At 44.2% G+C, this 19,811-nt stretch carries 17 protein-coding genes and 1 other RNA gene; 13 read left to right on the top strand and 5 right to left on the bottom strand.

Annotated features, from left to right (window positions below; genetic code table 11):
* Nucleotides 1–88 precede the first annotated feature (88 nt).
* The 10 genes from fabG (at nt 89) to trmD (ending at nt 10,670) form a co-directional block, all read left to right on the top strand.
* Entirely contained in the window at nt 89–835 is a 747-nt protein-coding gene (gene fabG, locus B5X68_RS14685) for a 3-oxoacyl-[acyl-carrier-protein] reductase (protein WP_082215757.1), read from the top strand.
* A 25-nt stretch (nt 836–860) separates the two neighbouring features.
* Nucleotides 861–2,936 (top strand): hypothetical protein, encoded by a 2,076-nt coding sequence (locus B5X68_RS14680; protein ID WP_082215504.1) that lies wholly within the window; start codon nt 861–863, stop codon nt 2,934–2,936.
* Nucleotides 2,923–3,876, top strand: coding sequence for a DUF2279 domain-containing protein (locus B5X68_RS14675; RefSeq protein ID WP_082215503.1), 954 nt, complete (start codon nt 2,923–2,925; stop codon nt 3,874–3,876). Before B5X68_RS14680 ends, B5X68_RS14675 begins: the two co-directional genes overlap by 14 nt.
* A 60-nt stretch (nt 3,877–3,936) precedes the next feature.
* On the top strand, nt 3,937–4,920 hold the full coding sequence (locus B5X68_RS14670; RefSeq protein WP_082215756.1) for a Smr/MutS family protein: 984 nt from the start codon (nt 3,937–3,939) through the stop codon (nt 4,918–4,920).
* 34 nt (nt 4,921–4,954) lie between these two features.
* A complete protein-coding gene (locus tag B5X68_RS14665; RefSeq protein ID WP_229208425.1) occupies nt 4,955–6,355 on the top strand; it encodes a DUF4403 family protein in 1,401 nt (466 codons plus the stop codon).
* A gap of 108 nt (nt 6,356–6,463) precedes the next feature.
* Nucleotides 6,464–6,871: RNase P RNA component class A (gene rnpB, locus B5X68_RS14660), an RNA gene on the top strand.
* 56 nt (nt 6,872–6,927) lie between these two features.
* Nucleotides 6,928–8,436, top strand: a complete 1,509-nt coding sequence (locus tag B5X68_RS14655) for an OmpA family protein (RefSeq protein WP_082215502.1) — start codon at nt 6,928–6,930, stop codon at nt 8,434–8,436.
* 141 nt (nt 8,437–8,577) lie between these two features.
* Nucleotides 8,578–9,351 carry a 30S ribosomal protein S16 gene (locus B5X68_RS14650; protein ID WP_082215501.1) on the top strand — a complete coding sequence of 258 codons (774 nt, stop codon included), beginning with the start codon at nt 8,578–8,580 and terminating at the stop codon, nt 9,349–9,351.
* An 88-nt stretch (nt 9,352–9,439) separates the two neighbouring features.
* The gene (gene rimM, locus B5X68_RS14645) at nt 9,440–10,003 is read left to right on the top strand and encodes a ribosome maturation factor RimM (RefSeq protein ID WP_082215500.1); all 564 of its coding nucleotides are present in this window, start codon (nt 9,440–9,442) and stop codon (nt 10,001–10,003) included.
* Nucleotides 9,993–10,670 carry a tRNA (guanosine(37)-N1)-methyltransferase TrmD gene (gene trmD, locus B5X68_RS14640; protein ID WP_082215754.1) on the top strand — a complete coding sequence of 226 codons (678 nt, stop codon included), beginning with the start codon at nt 9,993–9,995 and terminating at the stop codon, nt 10,668–10,670. The genes rimM and trmD overlap by 11 nt, the downstream gene beginning before the upstream one ends.
* Here the strand turns inward: trmD and B5X68_RS14635 are convergent.
* Nucleotides 10,667–11,110, bottom strand: a complete 444-nt coding sequence (locus B5X68_RS14635; RefSeq protein ID WP_082215499.1) for a GNAT family N-acetyltransferase — start codon at nt 11,108–11,110, stop codon at nt 10,667–10,669. The two genes, trmD and B5X68_RS14635, sit on opposite strands and share 4 nt — an antisense overlap.
* A gap of 47 nt (nt 11,111–11,157) precedes the next feature.
* Complete coding sequence (locus B5X68_RS14630) at nt 11,158–12,189, bottom strand: RluA family pseudouridine synthase (protein ID WP_082215498.1); 1,032 nt, start codon at nt 12,187–12,189, stop codon at nt 11,158–11,160.
* A gap of 40 nt (nt 12,190–12,229) precedes the next feature.
* Here B5X68_RS14630 and B5X68_RS14625 point away from each other — a divergent pair, with 40 nt between their 5' ends.
* Nucleotides 12,230–13,123, top strand: coding sequence for a 1-aminocyclopropane-1-carboxylate deaminase/D-cysteine desulfhydrase (locus B5X68_RS14625; RefSeq protein ID WP_082215497.1), 894 nt, complete (start codon nt 12,230–12,232; stop codon nt 13,121–13,123).
* A gap of 6 nt (nt 13,124–13,129) precedes the next feature.
* On the opposite strand, the gene B5X68_RS14620 is transcribed toward B5X68_RS14625, so the two are convergent.
* The 3 genes from B5X68_RS14620 to rfaD form a co-directional block, all read right to left on the bottom strand.
* Nucleotides 13,130–15,400, bottom strand: coding sequence for a monovalent cation:proton antiporter family protein (locus B5X68_RS14620; protein ID WP_082215496.1), 2,271 nt, complete (start codon nt 15,398–15,400; stop codon nt 13,130–13,132).
* A gap of 106 nt (nt 15,401–15,506) precedes the next feature.
* Nucleotides 15,507–16,958: a Fe-S cluster assembly protein SufB gene (sufB, locus tag B5X68_RS14615; protein WP_026631702.1), complete on the bottom strand. Its 1,452-nt coding sequence runs from the start codon at nt 16,956–16,958 to the stop codon at nt 15,507–15,509.
* Between the two features lie 96 nt (nt 16,959–17,054).
* A complete protein-coding gene (rfaD, locus tag B5X68_RS14610; protein ID WP_082215495.1) occupies nt 17,055–18,020 on the bottom strand; it encodes an ADP-glyceromanno-heptose 6-epimerase in 966 nt (321 codons plus the stop codon).
* 114 nt (nt 18,021–18,134) lie between these two features.
* On the opposite strand from rfaD, the gene B5X68_RS14605 reads away from it, so the two are divergent.
* Together B5X68_RS14605 and lpxB are read left to right on the top strand one after the other, a co-directional pair.
* Nucleotides 18,135–18,554, top strand: a complete 420-nt coding sequence (locus B5X68_RS14605) for a 6-pyruvoyl trahydropterin synthase family protein (RefSeq protein ID WP_082215494.1) — start codon at nt 18,135–18,137, stop codon at nt 18,552–18,554.
* Between the two features lie 20 nt (nt 18,555–18,574).
* Nucleotides 18,575–19,684 carry a lipid-A-disaccharide synthase gene (lpxB, locus tag B5X68_RS14600; RefSeq protein WP_082215493.1) on the top strand — a complete coding sequence of 370 codons (1,110 nt, stop codon included), beginning with the start codon at nt 18,575–18,577 and terminating at the stop codon, nt 19,682–19,684.
* Nucleotides 19,685–19,811 lie beyond the last annotated feature (127 nt).

The raw sequence follows: 19,811 nt of genomic DNA, 5'->3' as shown, positions 1-19,811 counted from the left end.
GAAGGTTTCTATATGTTCTTTTTTGCCAGTGGCCTTTAAAATCCTATTTTTGTCCACCAAAATCATTTTGACAGAATTATTCCCATTTATGAAATTAGTAGACAATAAAGTCGCGTTGGTAACCGGAGCATCACGTGGTATCGGTCGTTCCATTGCCTTGCGCCTGGCTCAGGAAGGGGCTGACGTTGCATTTACCTATTTATCAAGTGTTGAAAAAGGGGAGGCGCTGGCGAAAGAACTGGAACAATTCGGTGTACGGGCAAAAGGTTACCGTTCGGATGCGTCTGATTTCCAGGCTGCGGATCAGCTAGTAACGGATGTTATCGCTGACTTCGGCAAACTGGACGTGCTGATTAACAATGCCGGTGTGACGCGCGACGGGCTGCTGATGCGTATGAGTGAGGAACAATGGGATTCTGTGATTACGATTAACCTGAAATCTGTTTTTAATCTTACCAAAGCAGCGACCAAAAGCATGATGCGCGCCAGAAGCGGATCCATCATCAACATTACTTCGGTGGTTGGGATCAGCGGCAATGCAGGACAGTCCAACTATGCTGCTTCCAAGGCTGGTATCATTGGTTTCACCAAATCCATCGCACTCGAACTGGGCTCTCGCAACATTCGGTCCAATGCCGTAGCACCCGGATTTATCGAAACAGAAATGACCGATGCCGTGGATTCAAAAGCCGTTGAAGAATGGAAGCAATCGATTCCGATGAAAAGGGGAGGGCAGCCGGAAGAGGTGGCAGATGCGTGCGTTTTTCTTGCTTCTGACCTTTCACGATACATTACCGGCCAGGTTTTACAAGTGGACGGCGGTATGTTGACATAGCATGTTTTTTCGTTACATTTAACACATGCGGTCCGAACTCATTTTCCAAACCCCTTACTGGTTTATTGTCTTCTGTCTGGTGGCAGGCGCTGCTTACGCGTTCGTGCTTTACCAGCCAACGGCACCCTGGGGAAAAAAATGGAACTATGCGCTGGCATTGTTGAGGGGACTGACCGTAGGAATGATCTGTTTTCTGCTGCTAGGCCCTCTGGTTCGTAAGACCGAAACCTCTGTTGATAAGGCCAAAATCGTTTTCGCGATTGATAACTCGGAATCTGTTAAAGGTGCCGGGCCAGCAATGATGAAACAAATTTCCAGTGCAGTTTCCGATTTGGAATCGTCTGGTTTTGAGGTAAGTGTACAAACATTAGGCAAAGATTCCCGCTCGCCGGTTCCTGATTCGATCCGTTTCGATGCTAAGAAAACGGATTTGTCTGAAATGCTGCAAACCGTGAAAACTAACTTTGAAGGCAGAAATCTTACAGATGTGGTTTTGCTTTCAGATGGCATTGTTAATCAAGGCATTTCTCCGGCTTATAATCGTTTTCCGTTCAAAGTGAGCACGTTGGCTGTGGGTGACACCGTTCCGGATCTGGATATCAGGATCAAAGACGTGATCAGTAACAGGATTGCATATCTCGGCAATGAGTTTCCGATCCGCGCGGAAATAGCCGCTAATGGACTTGCGGGAAAATCTACGACGATCACATTAAAGCAAAATGGCCGTGTCATTTCAAGCCAGCAAGTGATGGTTGACAAGCCTTCATTCTTTAAGGCTGTTGATTTCAAAGCGTCTTCCAGTCAAAAAGGCGTTCAGCATTATACATTGGAACTGAGTGGCGTGGCGGGCGAAACTTCACCCAGAAATAACAAAAAAGAAGTTTACATTGACATTATCGACGGCAGGCAGAAAATTTTGTTAATGGCACTCGCGCCACATCCTGACATTAAGAGCATCCGCAGCCTTATTGAAGCCAATGACAATTACGAGCTGGACATTAAAATCCTGTCTATATCCAATACGCCAGTTGCCACGGCTAAACCTTACGACCTGATCATTTTGCATCAGATCCCGAATGTGCTGGGATTGGGTAACACGCAGGTTCGCAGTTTTATTGAATCCAAAACGCCGCTTTTCTTTATTCTGGGCAATCAATCCGCTGTGCCGCTGGCCAATTCTTTGAACCGTTCGCTGATCATTAATACAACGAATAATCAGGTTGATAAGGTTACAGCGCGCTTTAATCCGGCTTTTCAGCAACTGAACTTTGATCCCGAACAATTGAAGCTGCTTGAACGGCTTCCACCCTTATCCGTCCCTTTTGGCGACTATAACATTTCCTCCGGCACTGAAACCATTTTATTTCAAAAAGTAGGAACGTTAAATACGAGTAAACCGCTGTTGGTACTGAATACAAATGGAGGTCAAAAAACGGCTGTGCTTGCGGGAGAAGGAATCTGGCAATGGAGACAGGAGGAATTTGCACAGACAAACAAGCAGGAGGTGGTTGATAATCTGTTTCAGAAGTTGATCCAGGTGCTTTCAGTTAGGGAGGATAAGCGTAAATTCCGCGTTTACCCTGTCCGTAATGAGTTTGAGGCCGGGGAGCAGGTTGTGTTCCAGACGGAAATTTACAATGACATTTATGAACCGATCTTTGGACAGGAAGTGAAACTGGATGTTACCAATGAAAAAGGCGTGACGCGGCAATTTACTTACACGCATTCAAAGGAAAATCCCAGGTTCAATGTGAGTGGATTGTCGGACGGCGTTTACCGTTTTGCCGCGTCGACTTCTTTGCGTTCGGGCCCGGAAAAGGTGAACGGGCAGTTTGTAATCAGCAATGCCGATCTTGAATTAAATAACACCACGGCCGATTTTGGAATGCTTCGTGAGCTCGCGAGCCGCTCCGGCGGAACATTTACAACGCCTGCAACTTTTGCAGATTTTATATCAAAACTAAAAGAAAACCGCCCCTCCGACCGGCTGGATAGCAGCGAGGAAATGGTTGAAATCATTTATATGAAATGGCTGTTTTTCCTTCTGGTTTTGCTTCTCGGTGCCGAATGGGGCCTTAGAAAGTATCATGGTGGATATTAAAGCGCCTTTCCTGCGATTATCTCTGCCGCTGGTTTTCGCTTTTTGCATCCTTAATCCGGTATTTGCACAAACGGATCCGATGAGGACTGATTCTATGCAAACTGAATCTCTTGCGAAAGATTCAATTACAGTCGTCAAGCCCAATTATGCATTGTTAAGGGGTATTTTTGCAGTACAGTCTGCGCTTTACCTGGGAACGATCTATGGCCTCAGTAAATCCTGGTACAAAAACCCGCTGACAACGTTCACATTTAAGGACGATTCTGGCGAGTGGCTTCAAATGGACAAAATGGGGCACGTTTACACATCGTATCAGATTGCAAGGCACACAGCGGAACTATACAAAAAGACGGGAATTTCGAAACGTCAAATGTTGGTATATGGCGCTATTTCAGGTATAATTTTCCAGACGCCAATTGAAATATTGGATGGTTTTTCACCCGATTATGGCTTCTCGCCAGGGGATATGATCGCTAATATTTCGGGATCGGTTATCTACTTGGGCCAGATCGCACTCTGGGATGAAGTGCGAATTCAACCAAAGTTTTCTTTTCACTACACATCATTGTCAAAGGTAAGGCCGGAACTGCTGGGTAGCAACCGTTCGGAAAGCTGGCTGAAAGATTATAATGGTCAGACTTACTGGTTTTCAGGCAGTCCGGGAACATTCTTTAAAAACAGCGGCTGGCCTGCATGGCTTTGTCTTTCGGTTGGTTACGGCATTCAGGACATGGTTTCTGCCGAAAAAGAGACGAGCATCGAACGGGGTTACCGTCCTTATCGTCAGTATTATTTGTCTCTTGACATTGATTTGACTAAAATAAAAACAAAGAGTAAGCTGGTCAGGACGATAGGTTTCTTTGCCAATTCAATCAAAATTCCCGCCCCGGCTTTACAAATCAGCAAAAAAGGCATCGATTTTAAACCGTTTTACTTTTAACAATTGTTGCTAAAACGAATGTCGTACAATGTACAGCATTCTTTCAATCAGAATAAAAATATGAATATAGGAGATAAAGTCAGACTTGTGCACGGACGGGAAGAAGGCGTCATATATGCGTTTCTGCCCGGAAACATTGTTGAAATAGAGATTGAAGACGGATTTCGCATTCCCGTTTTACGGAATGAGATCGTTACCATTTCACCCGTTGAAGGCCAACGCCTTGTCAAGGAGCAGGATTCCAGGAAAATTGGTTCGCAGCAGGACATTATAGTGCCTAGAAATGCACCGTTCGCGGAAAAAGGCATTTATCTGGCTTTTGTTGCCAGTAACGATCGCGCAGTAACGATGCATATCATTAATAATTCGGATTGGATTTTGCCGTTCACGGCGGTCGCTATCAACGAGCAGGTTAGCACTGGTTTAGCCGGTGGCGTGCTGCAACCGCGCACTGCTCAAAAACTGTCGGAGCTGATCATGAAGGATTTTGAAACATGGCCTACATTTGAGTTCAAAATGCTTTATTACCGGGAAGGAAACCATACGCTGCCGCAGACTTTAACCAAACGGATCAAATGCAGGGCGCAGTCATTTTACAAGAATAAAGGCAAAGCGCCTGTGCTCGGAAAGGAGGCTTTTGTCTATCAGATTGATGAGGAAAACCCAAAAGTGGAAGTGCAGGCAAGCCCTGAAAATTTTTCCAATGATTTGAAAACGAGCCTGATGGGTGGCAGCAAGACTGAAACCCATGTTTTGGAAAAGCCAGAGCAAGTCGTGGATCTGCATATTGAAAAACTGACGAAACATGTGGGGTCACTTTCCAATGATTCTATCCTTAAAACGCAGCTCTCGGCCTTCGAAAGTAGCCTGGAATCTGCAATAGCGAATGGAATGGAGGAAATAACATTCATTCATGGCGCAGGAAGCGGCGTTTTACGGACTGAATTACATAAAAGGCTGGGGAAGAACCAGCACGTAAATTATTTTAAAGACGCGCAAAAAGAAAAATTCGGATACGGTGCAACCCTCGTTAAGATTAAATAAGTGGCTCGTTAATTGCCTGAATGTATTGTTTGCAATGGTATTTGCGCTTAGCGTATGGCAATGCCGTTCTAAAAGCACCTCCCCCAAAGCGCCTATGGAAGAATATAAGTACTCTGATAATCAGATCCAGAATGAGAAGCACCTGTCTGTGCTGAATGTTCCGGTGGAAATCCCCATTTCCGAAATAGAAAATCAGATCAATGCGAAAATCAAGGGGTTGATATATGAAGACAACAGCTATGAGGATGAGGATAACGACAATCTAAAAGCCAAAGTCTGGAAAATAAGCCCCATTAAGGTCGTTGCGATAGATTCTTCTTTTTTGTTTGAAGTTCCGCTTAAAATCTGGGTTAGTGCAGGTTATAAGATTAGTCCTTTGGGCATTACCATGTCCGGATATAAGGATACAGAGTTTTCTATCAAGATCAGGCTTATCTCAAAGATTGGCATCTCTTCCAACTGGGCTATCAAATCAGAAACTTATGTAGATAGCTACGATTGGATCTCCGACCCGAACATTAAGGTCGCGGGCATTAACATTCCGATCAAAAGTATGGCAAGCCGCCTTTTGAATAAAAATTTTGATAAGATTACAGAGGCCATTGACGAGCAGGTGGCCAGCAACATTGAGCTAAAAAAGAATGCGGAACTGGCCTGGAACATTGCCCGGCAGCCTGTTTTATTGTCAAAAGAGTTCGACACTTGGCTGGCAATTGTGCCCACGGCTGTTGTAATGACACCTTTACTTGCTAAAAACAACATTCTTCGATCTGTCATAGGCATTAAAGGCTACACGCAAACAATTACCTCTGCACACAAGCCAGCAATTCCTGCCGTTTTAAAATTGCCGGACTTGCAGATTGTAAGCAAGGTTTCAGAAGATTTTAAGGTGGGTTTGATCAGCGTGGTTTCCTATGCGGAGGCTGCTCGCCTCGCGACTGCAAAGTTTGCCGGGGAAAAGTTTTCTTTCCTGGCTGGCCAATATAATGTAGAGGTTACCTCTATTGATATGTATGGTCAAAACGAAAAGTTGGTGATCAAAGCTGGTTTAAAAGGAAGCATTAATGGAGATATTTATTTGAAAGGAGTGCCTTCTTACGACCCCATAACGCAGCAATTGTCGCTCAAAGGACTTGATTATGACCTGGATACGAGAAACTCTATTGTGAAAACTGCAGGTTGGCTTTTACAAGGACAATTTAGCAGAATGATGGAGCGAAAAATGGTTTTTCCGGTTGGCGCGCAGATCAGCGATGCGAAAAAAACAATCCAAAAAGCATTGTCAAACCTGAAAGTAACCGAAGGTGTCATTTTGCGGGGCAGCTTAACGGATATTACACCGGACAAGGTTTATTTAACACCGGAACACCTTTATTCTGTTGTATTTGCGAATGGAAATGTTAATTTGAAGGTCAACGGATTAAAGGGAATTTGAAACAAAATTTCGACAAAAATCCGCGTCTTTACCATAATTTTTTACTTTTAATAGTATATTGACTGCTGATCGAAAGAAAGTATTTCTTAGCTTTGTGGTCAGAGGAAAGGAATAAGCTGACCTACCGCTGCGGTTTCGGCCGGGGAGGAAAGTCCGGGCAGCAGAGAGCATCGTACTTCCTAACGGGAAGGCAGCAGGCCGGAGACGGATTGCTGACAGCAAGTGCCACAGAAATTATACCGCCCTGGCATGTTTTTTATGTGTCAAGGTAAGGGTGAAATGGTGGAGTAAGAGACCACCGCCCTTTGGGTGACCAAAGGGGCAGGGTAAACCTTACGAGCTGAAAGATCAAATAGGTGTCAATCCGTGGGGCTGCTCGTCCCCGTCCTCCGGGACATTGACACGGGTAGATCGTTAGAGGTTTTGGGTGACCAAAATCCTGGATAAATGGTAGGAACTCGACGTTGGTTCGCCAATCGAGAGTAACAGAATCCGGCTTACAGGCTTATCTTTTTTTCTGTTTTTGAGTTAATTAAATAGTGAATATTTGAATCACATAACTGGTGTTTCCCATGAAGAGAAAGAATCTTTACGTTGCTTTGATTTGTTTGTCCCTACTGAGTTTGAATACGTTTGCCCAAAATCGAACGTACGAAGGACCCAATAAAATGAACACCTGGTCTATCACAGGTTACGGGGGGATTACCAAATTCTTCGGAGATTTAACAGAATACAATGGCTTCAAACGCGGAGACAACGAGAAATTAACCGGAGGCTGGGGATTGTCTATCAACAAGCAGCTTTCTCCTATTTTCGGTGTTCAGATCGTTGGATTCAATGGCCGTCTGCAAGGTTCAAAAGCAGGTCACATCAGCTCACTCACTAATCACGAGTACAACGCTACATTTAATAGCCCATCATTTGTTCAGGTCTCGCTGGACGGAACAGCCAATCTCAACCGCCTGCTATTTGGTTACAAAAAGTTGCGTAGATGGAAAGTAGACGCACATTTAGGTTGGGGTATCATTTACTACCACACGGATGTAGATTATATTAATGTTACAACCGGGCAAGAATTTTCTTTTTCTACAAATACGGATGCCAGCTCGAAAACAGCTGGAAAGTGGGAGCGCAATGGTTCTACATATACACGTGAATGGGTAATGCCGGTTGGACTATCTGTACATTATGAATTAACTCCAAGATTCGATTTGGGATTAGATTATACGCATAACTTTGTTAACACAGAAAAACTGGATGCAACAGTTGGTGGATTGAGTGATTATTCAACACAAACTGGAATCTGGACATTTGCGAAAGGAGAGTCAGGAAACGATGCTTACGGAATTGCTACCATTGCATTAACTTACAAACTTGGTAAAAATGCAGTAATGGCTAAAAAAGGCAAGTATGATGCCGGAAGCGGCCGTTACCACTTGCGTTGGGCAAATCCACAATCTTTGATCCCTGTTCCTTACAATCCAACAATGGAAGATGCAGATTCAATTGCAAAAGCAAACATGCCTAAGCCAGTTGATCCACGTCTTTACACAGATTCAGATGGTGACGGTGTAGCAGATCTTTTCGACAAAGAGCCAAACACACCAATCGGAAGTATCGTATCGGGTGGTGGAGTTGCAATGGATCTTGATAAAATTATCAGAGATGCTATCAAAAACAACTTGCCAAAAGATGAATGCGAAGCGTTGTTCAGCAACATTGAATTTGATACTGACAAAGCAATCATCCGCAATCCTTCAAAAGAGACTTTGAGCAAAGTGGTTGAGCTTTTGAACATGCGTACAAACTGCCGCATTGTTCTTGTTGGTCACACAGATGCTCGTGCGTCTGACGCTTATAACGTGTCACTTTCACGTCGTCGTGTTGATGCAGCAAAACGCTTCCTGATTCGCGCCGGAATCACTGATCCTAGCCGCATCATTGTAGAGCATTACGGTGAATATCGCCCGATCGCTGAAAACACTACAGTTGAAGGCTTACAGTCTAACCGTCGTGTTGAAATCAAGATTTTGCCTAACAACACGATTCGCTCAACATATCCTGCTGGTTTCCGCCCTTAGGACGTTGTCAAAACATTTGAAAAGGAAGGTAAGCGATTACCTTCCTTTTTTTGTGCAGGCTGTTCTGGAATTCAGGAATTTCACTTACCTTTGCACCCTGTTTAATTTAGGGACGAGTTCCCGACCATAACAAATTCAATAATGGCAGTTAAAATTAGGTTGGCGCGTCGTGGACGCAAGAAGAAGGCGATTTATGACATCGTAGTCGCAGATGCCAGAGCACCACGTGATGGTCGCTTCATCGAAAAATTGGGTATTTACAACCCAGGTACAAATCCTGCTTCCATCGTTTTGGAATCAGATAAAGCAGTTGATTGGCTTTTGAAAGGCGCTCAACCAACTGATACAGCACGCTCTATTTTGCAACATGAAGGTGTTATGCTTAAAAAACACTTGCAAGTAGGCGTTATCAAAGGTGCTATCACGCAAGAAGTTGCTGATTCACGTTTTGAAGAATGGAAAGGATCGAAAACAGATCGTAAAGCAACTGCTGCTGATTCTATATCACAGAAGAAAGATTCTGACAAACAAGCCAGACTTGAAGCTGAGCGTAAAGTAAGCCAGACTCGTGCAGAAGCAATCGCTAAGAAAAACGCACCTCCTGTTGAAGAAGCTCCCGAAGTGGAAGAAACAGAAGCGGCTGTCGACACAGTAACTGACGAAGTTGCGGCTGAAGAAACAGCTGTTGAAGAAGCAGTAGCTGAGGCTCCGGCACCAGTTGAAACACCGGAAGTTGAAGCAGCTGCACCAGCGCCTGCTGAAACACCAGCGGCTGGCGGACCAGAAGTTGAAGCAGCGGCACCAGTTGAAGCTCCCGCAGCTGAAACAGCACCTGTTGAAACACCGGCGGCTGAGGCTCCAGCGTCTACTGAAACTCCTGAAACGGATGAGTCAGCAGAGAAGAAGGCTGAGTAATTAGCGTCTAAATACATTCTTTATGAGTCTGTCGGTAATCCGTACAGACTCATATTGTTTTATACTTACACCATTATTTTATTAGCAGGTGACACAGGATAATTGTTATTTATTAGGTTATATCGTTCGTACGCACGGAACGACTGGCAATGTTGTCATTTTTCTCGACGTAGATTATCCAGAGGACTATGAAGATCTTGACGCGATTTATGTTGAGATAAAAGGTGAGCTGGTTCCTTATTTTGTCGAAAATTTCAACTTGCAGAAACAGGCCAATGCCATTGTGAAGTTTGAAGATGTTAATACCATTGAGAAAGCACAGGCGCTGGTTGGAAGCTCACTTTATCTTTCACTCGATGAGCTGGAAGAGCTTAGCAATGAGGAGTTTTATTATCATGAGATCAAAGGCTTCACCGTTGTAGATCAAACGATGGGCGCTCTCGGTGTTGTGCGTGAGGTTTATTCACTGAATGGTCAGGACCTTATCGCAATGGACTATCAAGGCGTAGAAGTGCTAATCCCAACGGCTGCTGACATTGTTTTAAAAGCCGATAAAGAAAATAAGCAACTGATGGTTAGCCTTCCCGAAGGCCTGCTGGAAGTTTATCTTGACAATTCTGATTCTGAAAATACCCCGGATGATGCGGATTGATATTTTAACCTGCGTGCCTAATCTGCTGGACAGTTTTTTCGCACATTCCATTCTGAAACGCGCTCAGCAAGGCGGATTTGTGGAGGTAATGGTGCATGACATCAGAGATTATTCGGTTAATAAGCATCGGACAATCGATGATTATGCTTTTGGCGGGGGAGCTGGAATGGTTCTGCAAATCGAACCGATTGCCCGTTGTATCCGTGGCTTGCAAAAAGAGAGAGACTATGATGAAATCATTTATCTCACGCCCGATGGCGAATTGATGCAGCAGCATATGGTGAACCAACTTTCATTGAAAGGCAACATTATGATGTTATGCGGTCACTACAAAGGCGTTGATCAGCGCGTGCGGGACTTATTTATCACCAAAGAAGTTAGTATAGGCGATTATGTGCTGTCTGGCGGTGAACTTGCCGCGGCAGTGCTTTCCGATGCCATTATTCGGTTGCTTCCAGGCGTTCTTAATGACGAAACTTCTGCATTGACCGATTCATTTCAGGATAATCTCCTGGCGCCGCCTGTTTATACCCGCCCTGCTGATTTTGAAGGGCACATTGTTCCTGAAATTCTAATGTCGGGACATGAAGCCAGGATTGAGGAATGGCGTTACGAGCAATCCATCGAACGAACAAAACAGCGGAGGCCGGATTTACTGAAACCTTAAAAATCGAGGCTGCAATTGATCCATTCATTGTCGAAGTTGGTGCCGTATTTTCGGTAAAAGCCGACGGCAGACGTATTCCAGTCGAGCACCTGCCACAACATGCCTGTACAGCCGGTTTGTTTGGCAGCTGCTACGGTTGCATCGAATAATATTTTTCCAATGCCATTGCCACGCATATCTTCTGTTACGATGATATCCTCCATATATAATCTCTTCCCTTTCCACGTCGAATAACGGTAATAGTATAGCGACATGCCAATGATTTTGGAATCCGACTCGGCAACGAAGAAGTCATACAGTTTTTCATTGTAGTCCCGGGTCATCTTTTCAACATTATTGGTGACCTGGTTTAAGGCTCGTTCATAAACGGCCAGTTCCTTAACTAATTCGAAAATTGCTGGGATGTCTTCTAGTTTTCCTTGGCGGGTTGAGATAGTCATAATATCATTTATTAAATATTCTGAAAGAGGTTAAAATACACAATTTCCTACTGATTGTCCGCGAAGTTTTCCCACTTTTCTAATATTGTCTGAAAATTTACTGGAAGTTCTGTGTCGAATTGCATCCATTGCCTGGTTGTGGGATGGATAAAGCCAAGTGATTTCGCATGAAGTGCCTGGCCCGGTAGCAGTTCAAAAAGATTGGTTACCATTGCCTTATAACTTCCATTTGAAGGCCCGCGCAGGATTTTATCTCCTCCATAGGTTGTATCATTGAAGATCGGATGACCAATATGCTTCATATGCGCGCGGATCTGGTGGGTGCGGCCAGTTTCAAGGTTGCATTGAATGAGCGTGACATAGCGGAGCGACCTGAGTGTCTTGTAATGTGTTACTGCATGTTTACCCTGGCTTCCATCCGGAAAAATGTCCATAACACGCCTGTCCTTAACACTTCTGCCCACATTGCCCCGAATCGTACCTGATTCTTCTCTTGGTTCACCCCAGATCAGCGCGTTATAAGTTCGTTCAATCGTGTGATCTGAAAATTGTTTGGCCAGAAATGTCATGGCAAATTCGGTTTTTGCGATAACCAGCAAACCAGATGTATCCTTATCGATACGATGCACCAACCCTGGCCGCCCTTCTCCGTTTCTGCCCGTGGGCAGTTGCTGAAAATGATAAACCAATGCATTGATAAGCGTCCCTGACCAGTTCCCAAACGCGGGATGAACAACCATGCCGGTAGGCTTATTGACAATCAAAAGCACTTCATCTTCGTAAATAATGTCTAACGGAATGTCTTCGGGAATAATCTCAGTATCGCGTGGCGGTTCCGGAAGCGACAGAGTTATGACGTCCAGCGGCTTCACTTTATAACTCGCTTTGGTAACGTTGCCATTTACCTTTACAGCTTCCGCATCAATTCCATTTTGTATTTTTGTCCGGGAAGCGTTTGCGACATGAAGGCTCAAATATTTGTCGAGCCGGATTAATCCCTGACCTTTGTCAGCAACAATTCTGTAATGTTCAAATAAATCATCTTCCTCTGAGGCAACCTCAATATTGTCTTCGGACATTCCAATTGGTCATTTATTGTAAACAAAATTATCAAAATAAGTGGATTTACTAAGTGCCATCCTGCCAACCCCAATTCAGGAACTGTCCAATGCGATCACGGAAAAGGCTGGCATCCGATTGTACATTAAGCGCGATGATCTGATCCACTCGACGGTTTCCGGCAATAAATGGCGTAAGCTTAAATACAATTTGCTTGAAGCACAATCACAGGGGCAAAGGCGTCTACTAACATTTGGCGGCGCATTTTCTAACCATTTATACGCCGTTGCCGCCGCCGGAAAAGCGCTTGGTTTTGAGACAATTGGCATTGTAAGGGGTGAGGAAATTGTGGAAAAGCTTTCGCCGACTTTAATGTTTTGTAAAGAGCAGGGAATGAATCTGCAATTCGTATCGCGAGCTGAGTATAAGCTCAGAAATGAAGCTGATTATCTCCAAAAGCTCGCTGCAAAATTTAGCAATCCATTCATCATCCCGGAAGGTGGAACCTCTGCTTTTGCATTACAAGGCGTTGCAGAAATGTTGCCGGAAATCAATGCGCAGTTAAGTCAAATTCCCGATTATATCGCTGTTGCTGCCGGCACGGGCGGAACTGCCGCCGGACTATTATCTGTCGGCGCAAATGTGCTGGCTTTTTCGGCATTAAAAGGCGGAGCATTTTTGAAAGAGGACATTAAAGCTTTGTTGAATGGGCGACATTCAGGCGATCTGCAGCTCTTTACTGAATATCATTTTGGAGGTTATGCAAAATATGATGAAGAGCTTATCACATTCATGAATGAATTTAAGCGAAAATTCGACATTCAATTAGAGCAGGTTTATACGGCAAAAATGTTCTTCGGGCTTTTTGATCTGATCCGTAAAAACAATTTTCAAAAAGGTCAGACCATTGTTGCCTTGCACACGGGCGGACTGCAGGGCCTGCTCAAATCGTAGCCAAACTCAGGACATAGCCGGAATCTCTTCGTCGCTGTTGGCGGATTTTGTCTTTACAAATTCTTTAATCAAATCCTTTTCTCCTGCAATCCACAACACATCGTCGTTCTCAATGATCATTGACGAATCAGGATTAAGGATCCGCTCGCCGTTGCGTTCGAGACCCACGATCATCCCGTGCGTTTTTTCCCGTATCTGGCTGCTTCTGATACTTTTGCCGCGGATCTGGTATTCGCTTCGCACTTCCACGCGTTCCAGCACAATGCTGTCTTCATGCGCGATGTACACGTCACCATTTGTGCTTACTTCAATGTGTCCTCGGAAAACATCCAGTTGGTCGTCGGTTCCGATAACTTCAATGCGGTCGCAGGGATACAGCACTTCGGTAGGGCGGGGCAGGTGGATCGTTTTACTGCCGCGCTCGATCAGCACTACATTGATCCCGAAATTTTCCCTGATCTTTAATTCCTGCAATGTTTTTCCAATGAGCGAAGAGTCGGCACTTACTTCCAGAAACGCAAAGTGCGCGTCCCAGGGCAGTAATATCTTCTTCGATTTGCCGCTGCCTTCCAGCTGTCGGGCATTCAAATTTTGCAGGAAACGCTCTTCAATGCGATTGTAAAAGGTTTGTAATCTTTGGTAAAAAATGGCAAAACCGAGGATCATAATGCCTCCTGCAACGCTTAGTGCCGTTGGTGTTGCAAAAAATGAATTTAATAGAAAACCCATTAACAAAATGGCGATCAGCACCCTGGACAATTCAAGCAAAAGCAAAGGTCCGCGACTGAATTTTCTGCTTAACCAGATCGCCGAGTAAGCTTTTCTGTTTGATCTCTTGAAAATAAGTGCCCATAAAAAAGGTGAAATTAGAAGAAATGTAATGCCAAATAAAACTGCATTGGTAATGTAAGTTTCCGGAACTCTGGTGTGCAGCTGATCGGCCAGTTGACGCGACGAAGCCATGACTATTCCGATTATTACAACCGAATTCAGAATGACGGTTTGCGAATAGGATTTCAGTATTTCATTCCAATGTGTTGTCTGAACGATAGTTTCTGTGCTCGTGCTATATCTGTTGAGATAATGTTTCCATTTTTCCGGCAAACGCTTTTCCAGCCATTCAGAAAGCGGTTCGGATGCTTTCATCATATAAGGAGTTGTAAATGTGGTGATTACCGAAACTCCCACGGCAATTGGATAAAGAAAATTGCTTGTAACGCTCAATGAAAGCCCGAGGTTAGCGATAATAAATGAAAATTCACCGATCTGCGACATGCTCATCCCGGATTGTAACGAGTTTTTAAGAGGCTGTCCCGAAATGATGGCGCCGAGGGACACGAAGGTTGTTTTACCCAATATCACAACCAAAACTAAAATCGCCGTAGGCAATGCATATTCGACTAATAAGCCTGGATTAATCAGCATTCCAACAGATATAAAGAACACAGCGCCAAAAAGATCTTTCAGCGGTTTTAGCAAATGTTCAATCTTCTCTGCGTGTGTGGTTTCGGCAAGGATAGAGCCCATGATAAATGCGCCAAGCGCTGCCGAAAAACCTGCCTGCGTCACCAGAAACACCATTCCAAAGCATAATGCAACGGATGTGATCAAAACACTTTCGTCGTTCATCAGCTTGCGGTAACGCCTGAGCAGAGTGGGGAAGAGAAATATGCCTCCCAAAAACCAGAGCGTCAGGAAGAAAAACAGTTTAAGTATGGATTGCAACAACTCCATGCCTGCGAATTGCTGGCTGATGGACAATGTTGAAAGCAACACCATTAACAAAACCGCGGTAAGATCTTCAATGACCAGAATTCCCAGCACGACGCGCGTGAATTTCTGTGTTTTAAGACCTAATTCATCAAATGCACGAAAGATGATAGTGGTTGAAGAAATGGCGATTATACCGCCGAGGAAAAGGCTGTCCGTTTTGCTCCAGCCTAACAACTGCCCCGTTGTAAAACCCGTCGCAAGCATCATTCCTACTTCGAACAAACCCGTTATAGCAGCGGTGTTCCCAACTTTAACGAGCTTTTTGAAACTAAATTCGAGACCTAAATTGAACAGCAAGAAGATAACACCGATTTCAGCCCATATTTCAATGGTTTTGATGTCGGTAATAGTCGGAAAAAGGTTGAAATTAGGACCTACAAGTAATCCGGCCAGTATATATCCTAACACGATGGGCTGTTTCAATTTCTTGAAAATTAGGGTAATGATACCCGCCATCGTGAGTATTAGTGAAAGGTCGATAATTAGTTGCGGAACGTGCGTCATATGGTTGGGCTTAGTGGCTAATTTCTTTAGATCAATAAAATACAAAAAGCCTTTGACGAATCAAAGGCTTTATTGGGGCAATCCTATAAAAAGTGGCTTTACAGCATTAACCTACGCTGCCTTCCAAACTGATTTCCAGTAATTTCTGCGCTTCCACCGCAAACTCCATCGGGAGCTGGTTCAACACTTCTTTTGCATAACCATTTACGATCAACGCAACGGCTTGTTCTGTCGGGATTCCGCGCTGGTTGCAATAGAAAAGAATGTCCTCACCAATTTTCGAAGTTGTAGCTTCGTGCTCAACCGTTGCAGATGGGTTGCTTACTTCAATGTATGGGAAAGTATGCGCGCCGCATTTGTCGCCTAGTAAAAGGGAGTCGCACTGTGAGAAGTTACGCGCTTTTTCGGCTTTCTTGAAAACCTGAACAAGTCCTCTGTATGAATTCTGGCTCTTACCAGCTGAAATTCCTTTTGAAACAATGCGGCTTTTGGTATTCTTTCCGATATGGATCATTTTCGTTCCCGTATCAGCTTGTTGCATGTTATTGGTAACCGCAACGGAATAAAATTCACCAATCGAATTATCGCCTTTCAGGATCACAGAAGGATATTTCCAAGTGATCGCTGAGCCGGTTTCAACCTGCGTCCAGGAGATTTTCGAACCTGCGCCGTCGCAAAGACCGCGTTTGGTTACAAAGTTATAAATCCCGCCTTTGCCGTCTTTATCACCCGGATACCAGTTTTGAACGGTTGAATATTTAACATTCGCATTTTCGTGCGCGAAGATTTCCACAACCGCAGCGTGCAATTGATTTTCGTCACGCATTGGCGCTGTACAACCTTCCAGATAACTCACGTGACTATCGGCATCGCCAATGATCAATGTGCGTTCAAACTGTCCTGTTCCGGCAGCATTGATACGGAAATAAGTGGAAAGCTCCATCGGGCAGCGAACGCCTTTTGGAATGTATACAAACGATCCGTCAGAGAACACAGCTGAATTCAAAGCTGCATAATAGTTGTCCTTTGGCGGGACAACCGATCCCAGATATTTTTGAACCAATGCCGGATGTTCACGTATGGCTTCACTGATCGAGCAGAAAATGATTCCTTTTTCTTTCAGCGACTCCTTAAATGTTGTAAAAACCGATTCAGAGTCCATTACTGCATCAACAGCGATAGAAACGCCTGAAAGCCTTTTTTGTTCGTTAAGAGAAATTCCCAGACGCTCAAAAGTGTCACGCAATTCCGGATCTATGTCGTCCAGACTGTCAACTTGTTTTTTCTTTTTAGGCGCCGAATAATATTTGATTGCCTGAAAATCGATTTTTGGATAATGCACGTTCGGCCACTTGGGTTCAGCCATAGTCAGCCATAAATGATAAGCTTTCAAACGCCACGCAAGCATCCATTCCGGTTCATTTTTTTTGGCTGAAATAAACCTGACAATATCATCATTCAGCCCCATAGGAGCTTCATCTGCTTCAATATCAGTTACAAAACCATATTTGTATTCCGAACTGGTGATTTCCTCCAACAATTCATCTTCTTTGCTCATAGTCTAATAATTATCACACTGTGTTTCGTATTACAGTAACACAGAGAACGGGGATTGAGTTTATTGAGAACATCAAAAATACACAAAAATGCGGATTTATAGGTAAGCTCCCGTTGAAAGATAGTTCTTCACATAGTCGTCAATTCCGTCTTCCAATGATGTAAATGGACGTGTGAAACCGATAGAGCGAAGTTTACTCATGTTCGCTTGTGTGAAATACTGGTATTTATCGCGGATATCTTCCGGCGTATCTATATACGAAATGTCCGGCGTCTTGCCCATCGCATTGAATGTGCTTGTTACCAGGTCCTTAAATGTCCGTGCACGACCGCTTCCGAGGTTGTAAATGCCTGAATTTTTGCGGTGATGCATAAAGAAAATACAAACATCGATCAGGTCTTTTACATAAATAAAATCACGCATCTGCTCACCATCTTTAAAATCAGGGTTATGCGAGCGGAAAAGCTTCATTTTCTCTGTTTTATTGATCTGATTATAAGCATGCATCACCACGGATGCCATTCTGCCCTTATGATATTCGTTAGGACCATATACATTGAAAAACTTCAAACCAGCCCAGAAAAACGGCTTTTTTTCTTGCTGCAATGCCCAGATATCAAATTCATTCTTGGAATCACCGTAAGGATTAAGCGGTTTGAGTTGCGACAATGTGGACTCATTATCATCGTAACCATGCTCACCCAAGCCATAGGTAGCTGCTGATGAGGCGTATACGAGCGGAATCTGGTAAGCGACGCATTTCTCCCAGATTTGTTTGGAATAACTAACATTCAGCTCTTCGAATATATCTCTGTCAAATTCAGTAGTGTCCGTCCGGGCGCCGATGTGGAAAATGAATTCAACATCGCGGTTGTTTTGATCGAGCCAGTTGAAGAGCTCGGCCCTTTCTACCTTTTCCTGAATTGTTTTTCCTTCAAGGTTTTCTGCTTTCTCGATCTTGGAAAAATCATCTACTGCAATAATGCTTTTGAAACCGTCCTGATTTAAGCGGCTGATAAGCCCGCTGCCAATGAATCCGGCTGCACCTGTTACGATAATCATGGGAGAGATTATATTTTTAATGATAGCATTTTTTTTGTTATCCTCTTGTTAAACTGCAAAACTACGGATACAAGATGTAATTTTGTACCCTATTTATCAAGGAGGAGAAGATTTATGATTTACGTAACAAGAAAAGAGCATTTCAACGCAGCCCACCGGCTTTTCAATCCGGCTTGGTCTGAGGAAAAAAACCAGGAAGTTTTCGGCCCTTGCGCCAACAACAACTGGCATGGACACAATTTTGAGCTGATTGTTACTGTAAAAGGAAAGCCTGACCCGGACACCGGTTTTGTGATCGATCTGAAAGTGCTGGGTGATATTGTGAAGGAAAAAGTTGTGGATAAAGTAGATCATAAGAATCTGAACCTGGATGTTGATTTTATGCAGGGAAAAATGGCGTCCTGCGAAATATTTGTCTACGAAATATGGAATATCCTTGCGCCAGCCATTGCTGAGGCATCCCCGAACGCTAAGCTGCATTATATTAAGCTTGTTGAAACACCAAAGAATTTTGTAGAGTATTACGGCGAATAATCGCCAACTGACTAGTCCAGATGAAATATTACCTCATTGCAGGAGAGCGTTCGGGAGATTTGCATGGTTCCAACCTTATCGGCGGAATCCGTGAGAATGATCCCGATGCGCAGTTCCGCGGCTGGGGAGGTGATATGATGGCAGCCGCAGGCATGGACCTGGTCACGCATTATAAGGATACTGCTTTCATGGGTTTCCTGGAAGTGGCCCTTAACCTGCACAAAATCTCTGGTTTTCTCAAAAAATGCAAAGCGGATATCCTGGAATACAAGCCCGACGCATTGATCCTGATCGATTACCCCGGTTTTAATCTGCGTATTGCATCTTTTGCAAAGTCAAAGGGCTTGAAAGTGTTCTATTATATTTCACCAAAAGTCTGGGCCTGGAATCAGAAGCGTGCTTTGAAGATCAAACAGAATGTGGATCACATGTTCGTGATCTTCCCGTTTGAAATCGATTTTTATAAAAAGTTTGATTATAAAGTGGATTACGTCGGCAATCCGCTGATGGACGCGATCACTGCATTCAAACCCGATCCAACATTTCGCGAAAAGCATAATTTGCGACCAGATAAGCCCGTTATCGCATTGCTCCCAGGCAGTCGCCAGCAAGAAATCATCGGCATGCTGGACATTATGCTCACCGTCCAGCCTCATTTTCCGGATCACCAGTTCGTGATTGCCGGCGTCAGCAACTTGCCCAAAACGTTGTACGAGAAGTACATTGCCGCGCACAACGCGATCATCGTCTATGAATCCACCTACGATTTACTAAACATTGCCGATGCCGCATTAGTAACATCCGGAACAGCAACATTGGAAACTGCATTATTCAGCGTTCCCGAAGTGGTTTGCTACAAAACCAGCGCCTTTTCCTACGCCATCGCCAAACGCCTCATCCGCGTTCCTTTTATTTCATTGGTAAATTTGATTTTAGAAAAAGAAGCGGTTAGGGAGTTGATTCAGGATGATTTAAATGAGGCTTTGCTCGTAGGTGAATTGAAGCAAATTCTGCCTGGTGGAGAAAAGCATCAGCGGCAAAAGGAAGATTATCAAACACTGCAAAACTTGGTCGGCGGATCAGGGGCTTCAAAAAGGGCTGGCGGGTTGATTGTTGGTTATTTGAAATAAGTCCGCATCACAATTAAAGCGGCAATAAGGACTTCTCAACGCGGCCCGGGACGGGCCTCCTGCTTCTAGCATAAAGTTATTCCGAGTCCGTCCAAACTCCGGCGGAGTTTCCTGGCGCCAGTTAAAC

Source organism: Dyadobacter psychrophilus, from assembly GCF_900167945.1.
In the GTDB taxonomy this organism is placed as follows: Bacteria; Bacteroidota; Bacteroidia; order Cytophagales; family Spirosomataceae; genus Dyadobacter; species Dyadobacter psychrophilus.
The sequence above is the reverse complement of the archived record's forward strand: the minus strand, read 5'-3'. Positions and strand labels throughout refer to the sequence as shown.

Excerpts from the sequence above, each read along its gene's own strand:
- fabG (WP_082215757.1), top strand. The coding sequence starts at position 89 with ATGAAATTAGTAGACAATAAAGTCGCGTTGGTAACCGGAGCATCACGT.
- B5X68_RS14680 (WP_082215504.1), top strand. The coding sequence starts at position 861 with ATGCGGTCCGAACTCATTTTCCAAACCCCTTACTGGTTTATTGTCTTC.
- B5X68_RS14675 (WP_082215503.1), top strand. The coding sequence starts at position 2,923 with ATGGTGGATATTAAAGCGCCTTTCCTGCGATTATCTCTGCCGCTGGTT.
- B5X68_RS14670 (WP_082215756.1), top strand. The coding sequence starts at position 3,937 with ATGAATATAGGAGATAAAGTCAGACTTGTGCACGGACGGGAAGAAGGC.
- B5X68_RS14665 (WP_229208425.1), top strand. The coding sequence starts at position 4,955 with ATGGTATTTGCGCTTAGCGTATGGCAATGCCGTTCTAAAAGCACCTCC.
- B5X68_RS14655 (WP_082215502.1), top strand. The coding sequence starts at position 6,928 with ATGAAGAGAAAGAATCTTTACGTTGCTTTGATTTGTTTGTCCCTACTG.
- B5X68_RS14650 (WP_082215501.1), top strand. The coding sequence starts at position 8,578 with ATGGCAGTTAAAATTAGGTTGGCGCGTCGTGGACGCAAGAAGAAGGCG.
- trmD (WP_082215754.1), top strand. The coding sequence starts at position 9,993 with ATGCGGATTGATATTTTAACCTGCGTGCCTAATCTGCTGGACAGTTTT.
- B5X68_RS14635 (WP_082215499.1), bottom strand. The coding sequence starts at position 11,110 with ATGACTATCTCAACCCGCCAAGGAAAACTAGAAGACATCCCAGCAATT.
- B5X68_RS14630 (WP_082215498.1), bottom strand. The coding sequence starts at position 12,189 with ATGTCCGAAGACAATATTGAGGTTGCCTCAGAGGAAGATGATTTATTT.
- B5X68_RS14620 (WP_082215496.1), bottom strand. The coding sequence starts at position 15,400 with ATGACGCACGTTCCGCAACTAATTATCGACCTTTCACTAATACTCACG.
- sufB (WP_026631702.1), bottom strand. The coding sequence starts at position 16,958 with ATGAGCAAAGAAGATGAATTGTTGGAGGAAATCACCAGTTCGGAATAC.
- rfaD (WP_082215495.1), bottom strand. The coding sequence starts at position 18,020 with ATGATTATCGTAACAGGTGCAGCCGGATTCATTGGCAGCGGGCTTATC.
- B5X68_RS14605 (WP_082215494.1), top strand. The coding sequence starts at position 18,135 with ATGATTTACGTAACAAGAAAAGAGCATTTCAACGCAGCCCACCGGCTT.
- lpxB (WP_082215493.1), top strand. The coding sequence starts at position 18,575 with ATGAAATATTACCTCATTGCAGGAGAGCGTTCGGGAGATTTGCATGGT.